This is a genomic window from Brevundimonas sp. Leaf168, from assembly GCF_001423685.1.
GTDB classification, from domain to species: Bacteria; Pseudomonadota; Alphaproteobacteria; order Caulobacterales; family Caulobacteraceae; genus Brevundimonas; species Brevundimonas vesicularis_C.
Genome location: NZ_LMOY01000013.1, coordinates 1 through 17480 on the forward strand (window position 1 = coordinate 1; position 17480 = coordinate 17480).

13 protein-coding genes and 1 tRNA gene are annotated in these 17480 nt (G+C 64.6%); 3 read left to right on the top strand and 11 right to left on the bottom strand.

Annotation, left to right across the window (positions count from 1 at the left end):
• Positions 1-1127, bottom strand: a 1127-nt coding sequence (locus ASF81_RS15315) for a FecR domain-containing protein (RefSeq protein ID WP_156363277.1), incomplete at its 3' end; no start/stop codon positions are given.
• Between the two features lie 199 nt (positions 1128-1326).
• Here ASF81_RS15315 and ASF81_RS13255 point away from each other — a divergent pair.
• Entirely contained in the window at positions 1327-2853 is a 1527-nt protein-coding gene (locus tag ASF81_RS13255) for a ShlB/FhaC/HecB family hemolysin secretion/activation protein (protein WP_235559382.1), read from the top strand.
• 335 nt (positions 2854-3188) lie between these two features.
• Here the strand turns inward: ASF81_RS13255 and ASF81_RS15120 are convergent, their stop codons facing one another.
• The 7 genes from ASF81_RS15120 to ASF81_RS13280 all read right to left on the bottom strand — a co-directional run bounded on the left by ASF81_RS15120 (position 3189) and on the right by ASF81_RS13280 (position 11270).
• A complete protein-coding gene (locus ASF81_RS15120; RefSeq protein WP_055809337.1) occupies positions 3189-3647 on the bottom strand; it encodes a hypothetical protein in 459 nt (152 codons plus the stop codon).
• 204 nt (positions 3648-3851) lie between these two features.
• Complete coding sequence (locus ASF81_RS15690; protein WP_156363281.1) at positions 3852-4265, bottom strand: hypothetical protein; 414 nt, start codon at positions 4263-4265, stop codon at positions 3852-3854.
• Positions 4266-4367: 102 nt separating this feature from the next.
• Entirely contained in the window at positions 4368-6773 is a 2406-nt protein-coding gene (locus tag ASF81_RS13265) for an ATP-binding protein (RefSeq protein ID WP_055809339.1), read from the bottom strand.
• Positions 6774-7372: 599 nt separating this feature from the next.
• Positions 7373-7576, bottom strand: coding sequence for a hypothetical protein (locus ASF81_RS13270; RefSeq protein WP_055809342.1), 204 nt, complete (start codon positions 7574-7576; stop codon positions 7373-7375).
• Positions 7576-9651, bottom strand: coding sequence for a YbcC family protein (locus ASF81_RS13275; protein ID WP_255353892.1), 2076 nt, complete (start codon positions 9649-9651; stop codon positions 7576-7578). The genes ASF81_RS13270 and ASF81_RS13275 overlap by 1 nt, the downstream gene beginning before the upstream one ends.
• Positions 9558-9983 carry a putative inorganic carbon transporter subunit DabA gene (locus tag ASF81_RS15570; RefSeq protein ID WP_200932973.1) on the bottom strand — a complete coding sequence of 142 codons (426 nt, stop codon included), beginning with the start codon at positions 9981-9983 and terminating at the stop codon, positions 9558-9560. Before ASF81_RS15570 ends, ASF81_RS13275 begins: the two co-directional genes overlap by 94 nt.
• 27 nt (positions 9984-10010) lie before the next feature.
• Positions 10011-11270, bottom strand: a complete 1260-nt coding sequence (locus ASF81_RS13280; protein ID WP_200932974.1) for a proton-conducting transporter membrane subunit — start codon at positions 11268-11270, stop codon at positions 10011-10013.
• A 76-nt stretch (positions 11271-11346) separates the two neighbouring features.
• Here ASF81_RS13280 and ASF81_RS13285 point away from each other — a divergent pair, with 76 nt between their 5' ends.
• Positions 11347-12477: a tyrosine-type recombinase/integrase gene (locus tag ASF81_RS13285; RefSeq protein WP_055809345.1), complete on the top strand. Its 1131-nt coding sequence runs from the start codon at positions 11347-11349 to the stop codon at positions 12475-12477.
• Between the two features lie 84 nt (positions 12478-12561).
• Here ASF81_RS13285 and ASF81_RS13290 read toward each other — a convergent pair.
• A tRNA-Arg gene (locus ASF81_RS13290) sits at positions 12562-12638 on the bottom strand.
• A gap of 144 nt (positions 12639-12782) precedes the next feature.
• Between ASF81_RS13290 and ASF81_RS13295 the strand changes: the two genes are divergently transcribed.
• Positions 12783-14537, top strand: coding sequence for a gamma-glutamyltransferase family protein (locus tag ASF81_RS13295; RefSeq protein ID WP_055809348.1), 1755 nt, complete (start codon positions 12783-12785; stop codon positions 14535-14537).
• A 4-nt stretch (positions 14538-14541) separates the two neighbouring features.
• Here the strand turns inward: ASF81_RS13295 and ASF81_RS13300 are convergent, their stop codons facing one another.
• On the bottom strand, positions 14542-15348 hold the full coding sequence (locus tag ASF81_RS13300; RefSeq protein WP_200932975.1) for a lipid A-modifier LpxR family protein: 807 nt from the start codon (positions 15346-15348) through the stop codon (positions 14542-14544).
• 216 nt (positions 15349-15564) lie between these two features.
• A complete protein-coding gene (locus tag ASF81_RS13305) occupies positions 15565-17454 on the bottom strand; it encodes a ribonucleoside-diphosphate reductase subunit alpha (protein WP_055809354.1) in 1890 nt (629 codons plus the stop codon).
• Between the last annotated feature and the right edge of the window lie 26 nt (positions 17455-17480).

Consider the following 17480-nt stretch of genomic DNA (forward strand, 5'->3'; position numbering starts at 1 on the left):
GGGTTGCCGTTGCCGGGGTTGCCCGAGCCTGGGTTGCCGTTGCCCGGATTGCCCGAACCCGGGTTGCCGTTGCCGGGGTTGCCCGAGCCTGGGTTGCCGGCGCCAGGGTTGCCGTTGCCGGGGTTGCCCGAGCCCGGATTGCCTGAGCCAGGGTTGCCCGAGCCCGGACTACCGTTGCCCGGATTACCGTTGCCCGGGTTGCCGGCGCCTGGGTTGCCCGAGCTGGGGTCGCCAGAATTAGTCGCTCCAGGATTGGCGCTGTTACCGGGGCCCGCTGCGGCATTGTTGCTTGCGTTGGTTGCAGCTGGCGGCAGTGAAGCGTTTCCGCTTGAAGCGGAGTTTCCTGCCGCAGCGGTGGACGTCGCAGTTGAAGACGTCGTTGGAACCGAAGTCGTGCTTGTGGTCGTAGCCGATGTTGTCGTCGTCGCGGCCGTCGAGGCGCCTGATGTGGACGCCGTCACAGTAGTGGCTGCTGGCGCGGCCGCTGGGGGGTTCTGAACCAGACCATCGGTCAAGGCCTCGTAGTCCAGACTCGGCGCCGCAACGGGAGCCGCTTCCGTCGGAACTGCAGCCGCCGGTGTGGAAACCTCGACGCTGGACGGTTGTTGGCGTGGAACCAGGGCGGTGGCGCCCGCCGCCACGTCGCTGACGGCATTGCCGTTATTGGCGCGAACTTCGACCAGACCTTCTGCGACATGCACGCGGTCGCCCATGGGGTCGACGGTGACTGTAAATGTCGTCCCCTTCACCACGGCGGCAAGCAGCGGCGTCTCCACGCGGAAGTGCGGCTGCCTCTGCCGATCGACCTGGAAAAGGGCCGAGCCGAGGTCCTGCAAGACCCGCGTCATGCCTCCGACTTCTGGCGCGAGCGTGGTGCGACTGTTCGGCCCTACCACGACCCTTTGCTGACCGTTCGTGATCATCGCACGGCCGTTTCCGCCTGTCGTGACGCTGGTTCCGGTCGGTAATACCTGCCCAACCGAGCCGTTTGCAGCGGGCCGCGCCGGTATGGCCACGCGAACAACGCCCGCCACTTCCCTGATGCGCCATTCATCCGCCAGAGCCTGGGTCGGGTAGCGCACAAAGAAGAAAAGGATCGCGAAGAATATTGCGTATCGATTGGCCAACACACACTCCAGACATTCTGTTTGATGTTCTGGATATCAGGACGTGCCTGCCAAGCTCTTAACTGGTGATATTAACACGATTTTTAGCCCGAACGCCGTAAATGATCTCCTGTGTTTGGAGAACGGCGTGCGTCATATTTTTTCGACTTCATGGTTAAGAACGATCAGCGTCCTGTGGGGGATGGTGGCGGTGCTGACCATGGCTGTCGCGGGACCGGTTCGCGCGGACGCTGAGCCGGCCTCGACGCCGGACGCCGGATGCGCCGGATGTCTGATCCTGACCAGCATGCTGATCCAGGGGGTGAGCGCCTATCCACTCGCCGATCTCGCCGACACCTATGACCAGCAGTTGGCGCGGCGCGTCTCGGTGGACGATCTTGTGCAGTCGGCCAATGCAATCACCGCCCGTTATCGCAACGACGGATATTTTCTGACCCGCGCCGTCGTCGCCGAAACCGACCCCGCCATCGGTGCCGCCCGCATCGTGGTGTTTGAAGGCTATATCTCGGAACTGAAACTGACCGGCGATGGCGCACGCGCCGTCGAACCGATCCTGAAGCCCCTGGTGAACCAGCGCCCCCTGACAATCGGCGAACTGGATCGCCGTCTGTCGCTGGCGTCCGACGTGCCCGGCGTCAAACTGACCAGCCGCATCGAGCCGATCATCGGCGACCCGGCGCAACACCGGCTGGTGGTCGAGACCGAAATGACCTCTGGCAGCGCCGGCGTCTATGCCGACAATCGCGGCTCCGAAACCCAGGGTCCGTGGCAGGTCTACCTGTCCGGGGCCCGCAACTCGACATTCATAACCGGCGACCAGATGACATTGGGCGTGCTGACAGTGCCGGATCGCCCTGAAGAACTCACCTATGTCGATGGGTCCTATTCTATCGTCGCGCCCGGAGGCGGCCGCGTCCGCTTCGGCGTATCGGGCTATGAGACGGATGCGCCGCTCCAGAACGCATCGGGCTGGGTCGGGGGGAGCAGCCGCATGGCCTCGGTCACGCTCTCGCATCCTCTGGTCCGTTCGCGCGACAAGAACCTCTGGCTCAACGCGGGACTGGATGTCCGTCGCGTCGAGCAGAACTACGTCGCCACGGGTCGCACCGACGAGACCCTGACCGTGGCGCGGATGTCGGTGGCGGGACAGCGGCGTTCCAGCTCCGGCTGGATGGCCGGCTCAATTCAGCTGTCGAAAGGGATTGACGCCTTCGGCGCCACGACCGAGCGCTCGCCGCTGAATACGCGCTACGACGCAACGGGCGAGTTCTTCAAGGTCAACGCCCAGGTCAGCGCCTATCGCGATCTCAGCAAGTATGTCGGCGTTTACATTGAGGCCTCAGGCCAATGGTCGGACGACGCCTTGCTCAGCTCCGAAGAGTTCTTCGTCGGCGGCCCGACCTATGGCCGGGCGTATGACTATGGCGAAGCCAGCGGCGACAAGGCCGTCGCCGGGATGATCGAGGCGCGGATCGGATATGATCCCAAAAGCGACCTGATCACCTTCGCCCAGGCGTTCGCCTTCTTCGACACCGCCAAGGTGTGGAACAAGACGCCCGGTCGCGACTGGTCCGAACAACTGACGTCCGCCGGCGTCGGTTCGCGCATCACCTTCGACCGCAAGACCACCCTGCGTATCGAGTTCGCCAAACCCCTGTCCCGCGCGCCCTATAACCAACCCGACAAAGGCTGGCGCACTTTCGTGTCTCTGTCGAAACAGTTCTAGGCGCGCGCAGAAACCCTCGCGATGCGCTGCGATGCATCGCGAGGCGGAGAACGGCCCGCCTAAAATTGGCGTCACGTTTGCAGTCGTATTGTTTGGAAGAAGTGGCGCACCCGGAGCGATTCGAACGCCCGACCCTCACATTCGTAGTCTGGCGAAAAGTCTCTATGGTTCAATCGAATACATTTCTGGACCTGTGACAAATGGGATTGGGGCAGAGAACTATCTCGCCCTGGTCGGTTGGGCAGCTTGATTGAACTTAATGTTTGAATTTCAGCCGGAGGGCTTGGTCGCAAACCGATCCGTTACGCGCAGTCGCCCGAGCCCTGACTTGACCGCTACCTGTCCGAGCGCAGCGAACCGAAAAGATCACGGACACTGGCGTCGCTGGCGCGCCCTTCACGCATGCGGTCCTTGTATTCGTCCATCATAGAGTCGGCGTAGGCCTCTTCGCGTTCCTGATATCCTGTCTCGGTCTCTTCCAGGACGTCCATAGCGCTGGCGACCTCCAGTTCTAGGTGTTTGGCGATGAACTCGATATCATCGCGAACACCCGAAAAGTCTTCGCCCGTGCGGCACTCCAAGAGCTCGCTGTCGATCGCGGCCAAGGTCTGCGCCCCCGCCTCCTTAAGCGTAGCGACAATAGCTTGGCCCACTGCCTTGAAGTCGGGAAAGTCCCTCCCGCGTTGGCCGCTCTGCTCGCGGAAGAAGCCGTGTCCGGAATACAGGGCGCGATCGTGCTGGCGCGCGCCCTGGGAGAAGAAGCCGCCTTCAGCCGGATCGTCCGTCGTCAGCATTCCATCTTGCTCGGGGCAATCGCCGAGGGCCACGCAAGGCCTGCGACGTGAGCAGCAAACGAAAAATCTTCTCATAATCATAGAGAGGATGTCTTAGAACCACCCATAGCTGCCATCGACCTCGACTGCTTTCCGGCCTTGGAGCCAACGTCCCCTTTTGGTGCCAAAGCCTACGGCCGAAATCGACCCACAGTGCCCCCTAAGTCATGGATTTGCCGGACTGCCTGAGGAAGGACGATCGCCGGGTATCTGGGGAAGCAGTAGGATCAAGGCCAGAATGACTACGGCAAGAAGCCCTGACGCATGCGGGCGACTGAACGCCAGACCCCGTGGTCGAGGAAGGTCGCCCACCACAGCTCCAAGGGGTCGCGTCAGGATTAAGGCCGCCCAGAACAACAGAACCCCGTTGATGCGGGTCCAAACTGCAACCTCCATTGAGATCGCCTCCCTGTCCGTAGCAAGTCTACGCTCTGCGCATTTATTTCGCGCCGCGAACGGACATTCGCGCTGGTACGCATTGCGGACGTTGGCAACTTGGGGGCGCTTCAATGGCTTTGCGCCAGTTTCCGACGTGTAGAGTTCACCGAAAAGCAGACGTTCAATCGCCTTCACGATCATGCCGGTGAACGCATATCATTGGCTCGCCGACCGGCACCTGGTCGGCTTAATGGTAGCTTGTGGGCGGGCTCTTATAAGTCACCCGAGTTCGCGCCCCTTGAGCTAGGCCGCCACGGCCCCCGACGCGTCCGACACGGCCTGGGACACGGCGCGGATCAGGGCCTCCGCCGCCACCGGTTTGGACACGACGCCGCAGAATCCCTGCGCCGACAGACCGGCTTCCTGACCCTCCGCGGCGTCGGCTGTATAGGCCAGAATGGGCGTGCGCCGGTTCGGACCCGATCCGGCGCGGATCTGCCTCAGCGCCTCGACTCCGCCCATCTTCGGCATCCGCATATCCATCAGGATCACGTCATAGGCGGCGAACTCGGCGCGTTCGACGGCCTCCGCGCCGTCCACGGCGTCATCAACGACCGAGCCCATGCCGCTCAGGAAGGCGCGGGCGAGTTCGCGGTTAGCCGGGTGGTCGTCGGCCACCAGCACACGCAGCCCCTCGACATCGACGCCGCCCATCGGCGTGGCGCCGGCCGCGATCTGCTGTTCCGCTGCGGACGCCGGTATATCGAACCAGAAGACGCTGCCCTGGCCCTCGATGCTGTCGGCGCCGATAGAGCCGCCCATGGCCTCGACCAGACCCTTGCAGATCGCCAGCCCAAGGCCGGTGCCCGCATGCGAACGGGTCTGCGACCCATCGATCTGCGAAAACCGTCGGAACAACCGGTCCAGCTTGTCGGCCGCGATGCCGTCGCCGGTGTCGTAGACGGCGACGCGCAACCGCTCGTCGACGCCGTTCCAGGTCACGGCGACGCGCACGCCGCCCTGATTAGTGAATTTCACCGCATTGCCGATCAGGTTCAGCAGGACCTGACGCAGGCGGTCGGGGTCGGCGACGATCGAGGCCTGATTCGTCGCCAGGTCCAGATCAAGGTCGAGGTCCTTGGCGCCCGCCTGGGGCGTGAACAGTTCCAGCGTCGAACGGGCCAGGGCGTCAATGTCGGTCGGCTCGGGCCGAATGGCGACCTGACCGGCCTCCAGCTTCGAGAAGTCCAGAATATCGTTGACGGTGCAGAGCAGGGCGCGCCCGGCGTTGTCGACCCGACCGACATAGTTGCGCGCCAGATCGGGGAGTTGCTGCTCCAGCGTCAGGCCGGTGAAGCCGATGATGCTGGTTAGGGGAGTGCGGAGTTCGTGGCTCATGTTTGCCAGGAACTCGGCCTTGACCGCCGCGGCGGCCTCGGCCTCCGCGCGGGCCTGCTCCAGTTGCGCCTCCAGCGCCTTGCGCCGCGAGATGTCTCGGATCACCACCACCGTCTCGACCGGGCGGCCGGCTTCGTTACGGACCAGTTGCATCCGGGTCTCGCCCCAGATCGCGCGCCCGTCGCGGTGGATCAGCCGGTGTTCCAGCGTCGCAGACCCCTGTCCCCGCGCCATCTGAGCGAAGGTCTCGGCCAGGCGCCCGCGATCGTCGGGATGGATGAAGGATTCCGCCGTCCGTCCCGCCATCTCCAACGGCTTCCACCCCAGCAGGCGCTCGACCGCAGGCGAGATGTAGTTGGAATTACCGTCCAGCTGAACGCGGGCGATGACGTCGGCGGCGTTGTCGGCCAGCAGCTTGAACCGGGCATGGCTGCGCGCCAGAACGTCCATCGCCGCCCGCTGGTCGGTCACGTCCTGGAAAACGCCGAACATGGCCAACGGCGTGCCGTCCGGCGCAAACTCGGCGGCGCCCTTGCTGACGACCTGGCGAACGACGCCGTCGTTGCGCCGAATGCACATATCCAGCTCGAACGGCCCCGCCCCCTTTAAGGTGCGCTGCCAGTTCTCATTCAGCAGCTTGCGCTCGGCCTCGGGATAGAAGGCCGTCGCCGTCCCGAAATCGGGCGTGAAAGCTTCGGGCGAGACGTCATGGATTTTGTAGACCTCATCCGACCAGAAAACGGCCTGATCGACCATGTCGACACGCCAGTGACCGACGCCGGACAGACCTTCGATCATGCTCAGCATATGCAACTGCTCGCCGCGCTGACGCTCTGCGCGCGCCCGTTCCAGCTCGGCCACGACCAGTCGCGCCAGGTCCCTCAGGCGATCCAGCGTCGCATCGTCCGGTCGCGGACGCGGCTGCGAATCGATCACGCAGAGCGTGCCGTAGTTGGCGCCGTCCGATCCTGTCAGCAGGGCGCCGACGTAGAAGCGGATGTGGGGTTCGCCCGTCACCAGAGGATTGTCGACGAAGCGGCTGTCCTGCGTTGCATCCTCGACCACCATCACGTCGTTGGCGGTCAGACCGAGGGCATGCGTACAGAAGGACACATCGCGTGGCGTCGAACAGTCGTCCATGCCGATGCTGGCCTTGAACCACTGGATATCCTCGTCAACCAGCGTCACCAAGGCGATGGGACAGTCCAGCAGATGCGCCGCCAGACGCGCCGCCGCATCGGTCGTCGCGTCGCGCTGTGCGCCTACGGCGTGCAACGAACGCAGACTGGAAAGACGCTGACTCTCGTTCATCGACGCGGCACCCGAACAACAACTTTTGTCCAAACCTCTGACAGCTTGCCTACTTTAGCGTTACCGTGACGGGAGCCTTCCGTGTGATCGGCTGCAATAAATCACGAGTGGCAATCTGTGCAACGGTCTGAAAAGCGCCAATACCGAACGTTGGTGGTGGGACCAAAACCAGACATCGTCCATCTTGGGATACGTGAGGAGGGCGTTTTGTTGGCGGTGCCAGATTTAGCAGGCCATGGCCCTCGTCGGACATTTTTTTGCTCCGGTGGGGCTGGCTGGAGGATAGCCTGAAAGGCGGCCCGATACCCTAAGATCTGGAACGGGTTCGCCGCATAAGAAATGCCATTTGTCATCGGATGATCGCAGCCCATGCTGATCCGCATGGCGACGGCGTCGCTTACATCACGTGCCAAGTCCTGGACGGAACGGTCGCGCATTACTCGGCAACCGAGCTTGAGGAGGCGATCAGGGATTTGGAAGAAGTGCACCGCCCCTCCAAATCGTAGCCAACTCTGCGCCACGACCGGTCGTTGCTGATCGCCCGATAAGCAGACTTTCGTGCGAGGGCCACCAAACTAAGAAAATTGCGCTGCTTCTCTTTAACACCCGCTCACCCCAGCCGCCCTGGCTCGGAAGACGAAGTTGAGAATCTCGAGGTCGTTGAGGACCGCCGAGGGGTCTACATCCAGCGCCGAAGCCAAAGCGTTCTTCAGCCAGGGGCTCATCCCGGGATGGTTCAGGACAAAGTCGATGGACGCATCGGCCGACACGGGCTTCTGACTACCAGATTTGATCTCTATCATCACACCGCCTCCTTGATCATCGGTTTGGTCGCTTCGACACGTGCCTCCCGGACCCACTGGAGATCGCCCGCGTATCGCCATGCCATCTGGCCGTCGTCGTCGAGGGTGAACAGATGTAGCCACCTGTTGTCGAATAGGCTTCGCACGCCAGGGTGGCGGTTCAGGATTTCGGTCATCGCCTCGCGCGGGGCCTCGATGCACACGGACAGGCGCAAGGGGTCATGAACATACGCTACCCCATCGTGGACGGACTGCCAGGGCAGGCCTACGCGAAGAAGTCCCCCATTGCCCTCGACGACGCCGATCCCGCCCGTCACGTTGTGGAGTACCTTGTCGCCACCGCCGAACGCCTCGGGGGCTACGATCGAGCCGTAGTACTGCAGGCTGATCCAGCTGGCGACCACCACCGGGGCGGTTAGAATCAGCTCGAGGACGGCGAACCCCTTGTCCTGCCTCCAGTCGTAGTCATGCAGAAATACGCGCCCTCCCAGGTTCCTGCCTGCGGTGCGCCGCCGAGGCGCTGCGATGAAAGCTTTGCAGCCCGCTAGACCCCATTCGGGCCGGGTTTCGGACCAGTCATTGCTGCGGCCCCAGAGGTCGCCTCTGTTCGCCCGCGGCAGTCTCAGGGCCCGCTCCCCCCGGGTCAGCACAGCGGCTCTGAAGAACAAGGTGCGCGCCTGGTCTAGCTCGTCCTCATGCACGGGAGACACGCGTTCCAGATCGTATAACTGTACGTCGTCCGACGTGGTGTCGTGAAGTGCCGCGACGAAGAGGGTGTGGAAAGGGATCGTTACGCCTCTGTCTGCCAGACCCGTGCGGACTTCTCGGTCGTTCAGCAACTGGGCCAGAAGACGAACATTGGCCTCACCCGAATATCCGCCGCAGGCTCCGCACTGGAGCGCGCTGGCGTGGGGGTTGTTGACGACCTTCGCGCCGTGTCCGATGAGAAAAACGAGCGGCGCGAACTGGTCCGTCAGGCACATCGCCCGCAGGACCCTCTCGGCCATCTTGATACGGGCCGGGAGCGGCGGTTCGGGATCGAACTTCGGGGCCGGATCGGCGTGGTGGGTCTTTTGTCTGAGGCCCAGGGCGTCGCCCGCCAGCTTGCCCACATACAGCGGGCCGGCCGCCTCCACGAAGGCGAAGGAAGAGACGGCCGCCAGCTTGAACCGACCCCATGCCCGATGGGCGCGCGACTGTATCCGCGCGAAGGTCTCGCCGACGATGGCCCGGTCGGATGCGCGAGATCTGAGGCTGGGATTAAGTAGAACCGGCAGCCTTAGCTCTTCGACATCCGAGGCGAATCGCCTGTGCGCGGTCGCCAGGCCGAAAAAGCCCGCAAACCCGAACGTCTGGACGCCGGGATCGACGCTCTCGAGAGCACGGCGAAAGACCTCGGAGCGAACGTCGATGCAGAAGGCGGCTTGCAGCTTAGGGCGGGTCGCGGCGTGGGGTTCTGGATGGTTGGCGAGGCCAGCGGACAGGACTCGTTGCCCCGCTCGGTCCGCCGCGTCTTGAAGGATGGCGTCGATCACGAGGTCCGGTGTCGGGACCACGGGTGCCTCATGGGCGGAGCGGACTTCGGTCCAGGCAGCGCCGATCCGCAGTCCGTAGCGAAGGAACAATGCTTCTTCCCACAGCAGCCGGACGGCTAGGAGATCCGTAACCGTCGTGTCTGCGCCGCCGACGAGTTCAGCTTGCCACTGCTTTTGCCGAGCGACCTGGGCCCACCCGCCAAGTGTCATCAATAACTGGTGGAAATAGGTGTCAACGGCCTGGGCAGACAGGCCCAACGTCTCGGCGACCCGGGCTGTCAGTACCGAAGCGGCGTCCGGTGCCTCGGCCACATGCAGGGCGAACCCCGGCAGGCCCGCGATCTCAGGCGTCAGGTCGTGGGTGGCGACGGCTTTCCAGGCCGCGTAGGCGCATCTGCCGCGTGGTCCGGCCCAGAAGCCTGCCCCTCGTCGAAATATGACCCAGCCTAGGCACCCAACCGCTCGGCGATCAAACCTGGCCAGTCGACCCCGGATGCCTCGGCCGCGAGATCGGCGACGGTGGGTAGGGCGACGGGCGATGGACGTGTCCGCGCGGCGGCGGCCTTCAGCGCGGCCAGGGTCGATGGCCTGAGGCGCGGATCGGCCAATTTCCAAGCTGCCAGAAGGTCTTCATCCAAAATAAGACCTTCGGCGATCCGGGCCTGACACCAGGCACGCGGCATGGTCACCGAAGCGCCGGCCACGCGAGCCAGACGCGCACCGGCCGTGGCCAAGTCTTCGCCCGCCTGTCCGAGGAAGGGGTTCACCGCGACACTGGAGGCCAGGGGCCAGACGGGCGGGATGGCATGGGCAGCGCGATTCGCCGCTCGCTCGAAAACGGCCTCTGGGCCATGGGAACAGACCTGGGTCATGATGCGGTGTCCTGAAGGTTGTCGGGATCAGGTCGGGCGGCGCGACGACCAGCCTCCGACCACGCGGTCGAAGAGAGCGTTGGCGTACAAGCCGTTCGACAGGTGGACGCGGAGCCCGGCGGCGGCCGGATGCTGGGCCCACAGCGGGAACATCGCCTGCACCACCGCGACCAGTCCGAAGCTAGTCACCGCAAGCAAGATCAGGCCCCATTCGAGGAGTCCAGGCGTGGGCGCGGACGGCAGGACGCCCGAGGTCAGCCATGTCGCGCCCATCTGCAAGGCGAAGTAGGTGGCCGAGGTGAAGACAGCATAGACCGCTGTGCGACGGGTCAGAGCGGCCGGAGCGGCATCCGCGAACCCCTGAGCCAGCATATAGGCGACCCCGAAAATTAGGATGGCCCCTAGGGCGACGATCTGAGGCGACTTGTGCGTCAGGCCAAAGGCCAAGCCGATGAGGCAATAGAGGGCAAACGCAGCCAGGAAAGCGCGACCGACAGCTCCCGCGTCCGGTGTCGCGACCGGCCCCGGCCGATTGATCGCGGCAACACGCTCGACGGCCCCACCCGACGACAGGAAGGAATGCGTCTTGTAGAGAGAATGAGCGACGATGTGCAGCAAGGCCAGCGGAAAGAGCCCGAGTCCGCACTGCATGGTCATGAACCCCATCTGGGCCACGGTCGACCAGGCCAAGGAGGTCTTGACGGCCGGCTGGGTCAGCATAACCAGACTGCCGAACAGGGCGGTGAAACCGCCGAGCACGACCAGCGGAGCCATAACGCCCGGCGCCAACAGCATGACATCAGCAAACCGGATCAGAAGGAAGCCACCCGCATTGATCACGCCTGCGTGAAGCAGGGCCGAAACCGGCGTCGGGGCCTCCATCACCTCAGTCAGCCAACTGTGCAGGGGGAACTGCGCAGATTTCAGCACGGCGGCCAACGCCAGAAGAGCCGCTGCGCCGACCGCCAGCCCGCCGCCCTGGCCGTCTTTGGCGTTGGCGAGGATTTTCCCGATGTCTGCTGTGCCATAGGTCAGCGCCCCGAGCGAGAAATGGGGGGCGGCGGCGCGGGCCTGGTCAGGCCTCAGGGCTTCGGCACTCCAGAGGAGTTCCTTGAGGCCACTACCCTCCCTCGCCGCGTCTCGCGCTTCCCAGATCTCGGAGCCGCGCGGCGTCAGGACGATCGGCTGCGCCGATGTGCTGTCGCTGTTGGCGAGGAGGCCGATGGCGCGGCAGGGCCCAACATAGGTGCCCAGCATCGTGCCGGTGCGGTCGACTGGAAACGGCACGGTTCGCCCGACCTCAAGGCGATCATCTCCGCGCTGAAGATGTTAGTTCCAAGCGCACCGCCGCCGTCGTCACTGAATGATGAAGCGCGCGATGGATAAGGTTAAATACGTCCAGCGCATCCGACGCCCGGACGGCACCGTCGATCTATATTTTCGCAAAGGGAACCACCGTGAGGGCCCTCTGCGGTCACTCGATGGTTCCCCAGAACTGAAGGCCGAGGTCGATGCGATTCTCGCTCGACTCGCGAGGGCGCAAGCCGCTCAGACACCGAGGGCGGGGACTGTAGGCGGCGCTATCCAGCGCTACAGAAAGTCCGCCGATTTTATCGGGCTCGCCCAGTCGACACAGATAGAATATGGGCGCCTACTCAATGAGATCGAGGTAGACGTCGGCGACGTTCGCCTCGCTGAAGTTGATAAAGGTTGGGTAAGAGACCTGCGTGATCTTTGGGCGCCGCGTGGCCATAAAGCCACGAATGACCGCGTTCAGATGCTCAAAAACGCCCTGAAGCCGGCCATTGAGGACGACCGCATAAAGACCAACCCTTTTTTGGGGCTGAAAAAGCTGGCTCCGCCCCATGACGCTGATGAGGTGAACCTTGCCTGGACAGACGAGGAAGTGGACGCGTTCATCGCGCTGGCCCTGGAGCGCAACATGCCGGGTCTGGCCCGTGCCGTGGCTCTAGGGCGCTGGGGCGGCTTCCGTCGGGGTACAAACTGCAACATCCCGCTGAGCGCTCGGATCATCGCGCAAGATGACGACGGTTTGGCCCAGCGTCGGCTCTACTGGACGACCGAGAAGCGTAAGGTTTCGTGCGACAAACGTGAAGACAGCCGTCTCTCCGCCTTTTTGGAGAGCACGCCTGCCAAAGCCCTTACCATCGCATACAACCAACGCGGCCACCCCTGGAAGGTGCGCGCTCTTAATCAGGCTGTCACCCGCCTGGCCACTGCGCTGGCTAAGACTAAGCGCGCTCGTCCCAATCTTACACCTCATGGCCTGCGCCATGCCCGTGGGCTTGAACTCGCGTACGCAGGTGCATCTGATGCCGAAATCATGGCGCAGCTTGAACACACCACCGAACGAGCGGCGCGGATTTACCGCCGGCAGGCGCAGCGTCGCCGCATGGCGGACAGCGGACAGGACCGAGTCGATAATGTCGTAGCGCTCAAGGCAGAGAGAAAACGGTCTTCGAACGGGACGTGAACGCAGACTGTAACGAAGGGTGTAAAACGACTGTAACAGCGCGGATCAAAACACGCGCCTCGTCCACTAAGTCGTTGAAAAAGATGGCGCACCCGGAGCGATTCGAACGCCCGACCCTCAGATTCGTAGTCTGATGCTCTATCCAGCTGAGCTACGGGTGCGGCTGCCTTGCGGCGAGGGCGGGTCTTTAGCCGGTGGATCGGGCGGACGCAAGCGGGGGAATGCAGTTTCTGCGTCTGAAGCGGTTGGCGTGGCGGCTGCGACGGCTTAGGCCTGTCTGACGCTCCCCTGCTTTCGGATCTTCCATGCGTTCATTCCGTCGCCAGATCGCCGCTGTGCTGGTTCCCGTCCTGATGGCGGGATGCCAGACCGCGACAGACATCCACGGCGCGCACTCGCCGACGACAGCGTCGTCGGCGGCCGTGTCGGCCCCACCACCTGCTGCATCGCCCGCTCGGGGGCCGTTCGTGGCGGCGGCGAATCCGCTGGCGGTCGAGGCGGGGATGACCGTGCTCCGGCGCGGCGGATCGGCCGTGGATGCGGCGGTGGCGATCCAGGCGGTTCTGGGTCTGGTGGAGCCGCAGTCGTCGGGCCTCGGGGGCGGAGCCTTTCTGATGAGCTATGACGCCGAGACCGGGACCGTCACGGCCTATGACGGGCGCGAGACGGCGCCGGCCTCAGCGACGCCCGAACTGTTCTATGAGGACGGCAAACCCCTGCCCTTCATCGACGCAGTGCTGTCGGGCCGCTCGACCGGGGCGCCGGGGGCGGTGGCCATGCTGGCGATGGCGCAGAAGGATCATGGAAAGTTGGCCTGGCGCGATCTGTTCGGAGACGCCGAACGGCTGGCGCGCGACGGGTTCACCGTCAGCCCGCGTCTGGCCGGCATGATCAATGGACGCTATCCCCAGGCGCGGACGCGTTGGGCCAGCGCCTACTTCACCAAGGCTAACGGCACGCGGTATCAAGCGGGCGATACGCTGAAGAACCCCGCCTACGCCGACACCGTCGCGCGACTGGCGCAGCAGGGGCCGGGCGTCGTCTATGGCGGGCCGATCGGGCGCGACATCGCGGCGGCGGTTCGCGAAGGACCGCGTCCCGGCGGTCTGACCGAGGCGGACATCGCCGGCTATCGACCACTTCGCCGCGACGCCCTTTGCCGGCCCTATCAGGCCTATGTGATCTGCGTGCCGCCGCCGCCGTCCAGCGGGGTGGCGTTGCTGCAGTTCCTGGCCATGGCCGAGGCGACGCCCGATCTGGACAAGGGGGCCAAGAGCCCTGAAGCCTGGGTCGCGTTCGGGCGGTTGCAGCGGCTGATGTATGCCGACCGGGACCGCTATATCGGCGACAACGACTTCGTCGGGGTGCCGATCGCCGGTCTGCTGGATCCCGATTATGTCGCGTCGCGCGCGGCCCTGGCCCCGCAGGTGAACGGGCCGGTCGAGGCCGGCGCCCCGACGGGATCGCCGCCGCGCGGGGTCGACCAGACCGCCGAGCCGGGCGGCACCTCGCACATGGTCGTGGTGGACGCCTGGGGCAATGCGGTCAGCATGACCACGACGGTCGAGAGCATCTTCGGCAATGGCCGGATGGTCGACGGCTTCTTCCTGAACAACCAGCTGACGGATTTCTCCTTCACGCCGCAGGAGGACGGACATCCGGCCGCCAATGCCGTGGCGGCGGGCAAGCGGCCGCGCTCGTCGATGACGCCGGTGCTGATCCTGGATCGTCAGGGGCGACTGGTCGGCGCAATCGGCTCGCCAGGCGGGTCCAGCATCCTGGCCTATGTCGCAAAGGCCCTGGTCGGCACGATGGACTGGGGCCTGTCGATGCAGCAGGCGATCGCCCTGCCCAATCTGGTGGTGCGGGGCGAGATGGTCGGGGCCGACACCGACATGATCGCGCCGGATATCCGCGACGCCCTGGCGGCGGCGGGCATGGCCCTGAGGCCCAACGCCACCGAGACCTCGGGCCTGCATGGCGCGATCTGGCGCGACGGGCGCTGGGACGGAGGCGCAGACCCGCGTCGCGAGGGCGTGGCGCTCTCGGAGATTCGTTAAAGGCTCAGCGGCCGGGACGGATCGACAGCTGGAAGGCCAGCAGGCCTTCGCTGACGTCGGTGTCCAGACCGTTCATGCCGCGCAGACCCTTGCCGGCGTCGATCTCGCGATAGACGACGCCAAACGACGTCTGCATGTCGCCCTTGCGATAGGCCACGCCGATCGAGGCGTCGCCCAGGAAGCTGCCCTTGTCCTGGGTATAGCCGGAGCGCGCGTAGTCGCCGTCGCGGGTGCGGGCGAAGTTGTAGCCGACGGCTCTGCCGGATCCGGCGGCATACAGATACCAGCGCGGCCGCTCGCCGAACCGCTCGCGGCCGTTGGGGGCCAGACGATCCAGACCCTCGCCGATCTTGAGCGTGACGCCAGCCTCGGCCGAACGGCCTTCGCTGCCGACGCCCAGGCCCGCGTGGGGCGTCAGGCTGACTTCCAGGCCGGAGGCGGTATGGCCGCGCGCGCCGCGGAAACCGCGCACATAGCGCAGGTCATAGGCGTCGGGGTCCAGTTCGGCCCGATCGACGGGCGTGACCGGCAAGGGAGAGCCGTCGGCGCGGCGCAGACGGCCGGCCGTCTCCAGCGTCACCCGGTCGGTGAAGTCGGTGCGATCGATCCAGACGTCGTTGCGCGTGCTGGCGGACAGGCCGGATCGGTCATCAGGACGGAAGGCGGTCGGGATTTCGATCTGGGCGCCGAACCGGGCGTCAGGTGCTACGCGGAAACTTGTCTGTTCAGTCAGGCGCGCCTCGACATCGGGCGAGGCGTCGAAGGCGTTGGGGGCCCAGGTCTGTGCGCAGGCGGCGCTCGCGCCGGCCATCGCCAACACGCCCCCAAAGCCGACAATACAGGCCTTTAATCGCATCCGGTCTCCCCACCGATCCGCTGGACACACACTGCAACCCTCAGGCGCAAGAGTCCAACGGCTTTTGGTCATGGTTTCGTCGCTTTTGAACGAGGACGACCAGCAGCGGTTCCCAAACGAAAAAGGGCCCCGCTGTCGCGGAGCCCTTCGGGTCGTTTGGTGCAGATGGCCTTATTGGCAGGCCAGGCACTCGTCGTAGTCGGTCTTGGGCAGGGAGAAGAGATCCGGCTGATTGGGATCGATCACCTCTTCCGCCTTGTCCTCGGCGCCTGCGAAGGCGGCGCGCTGCACCGACTTAGAGCGTAGATAGTAGAGCGATTTCACGCCGCGTTCCCAGGCGGACCAGTGCAGCATGTGCAGGTCCCATTTGTTCACGTCGCCGGGGATGAACAGGTTCAGCGACTGGGCCTGGCAGATTTCCGGCGCGCGGTCGGCGGCCAGTTCGATCACCCAGCGCTGGTCCAGTTCGAAGGCGGTCTTGAACACGCCCTTCTCGTCCTCGTTCAGGGCGTCGAGGTGCTGGACCGAACCTTCGTTCTCCAGGATGGAGCTCCACACCGCCTCGGTGTTGATGCCCTTTTCGTCGAGCAGGCGCTCCAGATAGGGGTTCTTGACCGCGAACGAGCCCGACAGGGTCTTGTGGGTGTAGATGTTGGCCGGGATCGGCTCGATGCCGGCGGACGTGCCGCCGCAGATGATCGAGATCGAGGCGGTCGGGGCGATGGCCAGCTTGTGGCTGAACCGCTCCATCACGCCGCGTTCCTCGGCGTCCAGGCACGGGCCCTTCTCTTCGGCCAGCAGGCGGCTGGCCTTGTCGGCCTCGCGACGCAGATGCTTGAACAGGCGCATGTTCCACGACTTGGCCATGGCGCTTTCGAAGGCCACGCCCTGCCCCTGCAGGAAGGAGTGGAAGCCCATCAGGCCCAGACCCACCGAACGCTCGCGCTTGGCCGAATAGACGGCGGCGGCCATGGCGGGCGGGGCGCGGCGGATGAAGTCCTCCAGCACATTGTCCAGGAACCGCATCAGGTCCTCGACGAAGCGCGGCTCCTCGCGCCATTCCAGGAAGGTCTCGGCGTTGACCGACGACAGGCAGCAGACGGCGGTCCGATCCACGCCCAGGTGGTCGCGGCCGGTATGCAGCATGATCTCGGCGCACAGGTTCGACTGTTTGACCTTCAGGCCCAGGTCGCGCTGGTGCGGCGCCATCTGGCGGTTCACCGTGTCCGAGAAGATCAGATAGGGCTCGCCGGTCTGCATGCGGATGTCGAGCAGCTTGGTCCACAGCGAACGGGCGTCGACGGTCTTCATGACCGCGCCGTCCTTGGGCGACTTCAGATCGAAGGTTCCGCCGACCTTGACCGCCTCCATGAATTCGTCGGTGACGTTGATGCCGTGGTGCAGGTTCAGGGACTTGCGATTGAAGTCGCCCGACGGTTTGCGGATCTCCAGGAACTCTTCGATTTCCGGGTGGTGGATGTCCAGATAGACGGCGGCCGAACCGCGGCGCAGCGAACCCTGGCTGATCGCCAGCGTCAGGCTGTCCATCACACGGATGAAGGGGATGATGCCCGAGGTCTTGCCCGCGCCCTTCACCTTTTCGCCGATGGAGCGGACGCCGCCCCAATAGGTGCCGATGCCGCCGCCGTTCGAGGCCAGGGCCACGTTCTCGTTCCAGACGTTCTGGATGCCGTCCAGGCTGTCGCCCACCGCGTTCAGGAAGCAGGAGATGGGCAGGCCGCGATCCGCGCCGCCATTCGACAGGACCGGGGTCGCCGGCATGAACCACAGGCGGCTCATATAGTCATACAGGCGCTGGGCGTGTTCGGCGTCGTCCGAGAAGGCGGTCGAGACCCGCGCGAACATGTCCTGATAGCTTTCGCCCGGCAGCAGATAGCGATCTTCCAGCGTCTTCTTGCCGAAGTCGGTCAGCAGATCGTCGCGCGAGCGGTCAACCTGGACCGATTTGACCACGGTCAAATGGGGGCGCTCCGGCGTCGGCGTCGCCGCAACGCCTTGGAATTCCGTCGTCTTCAATGCCTCGCCGCCAGCCATGGTCATCTGCGTCCTGAACAAAAAATCGTTTG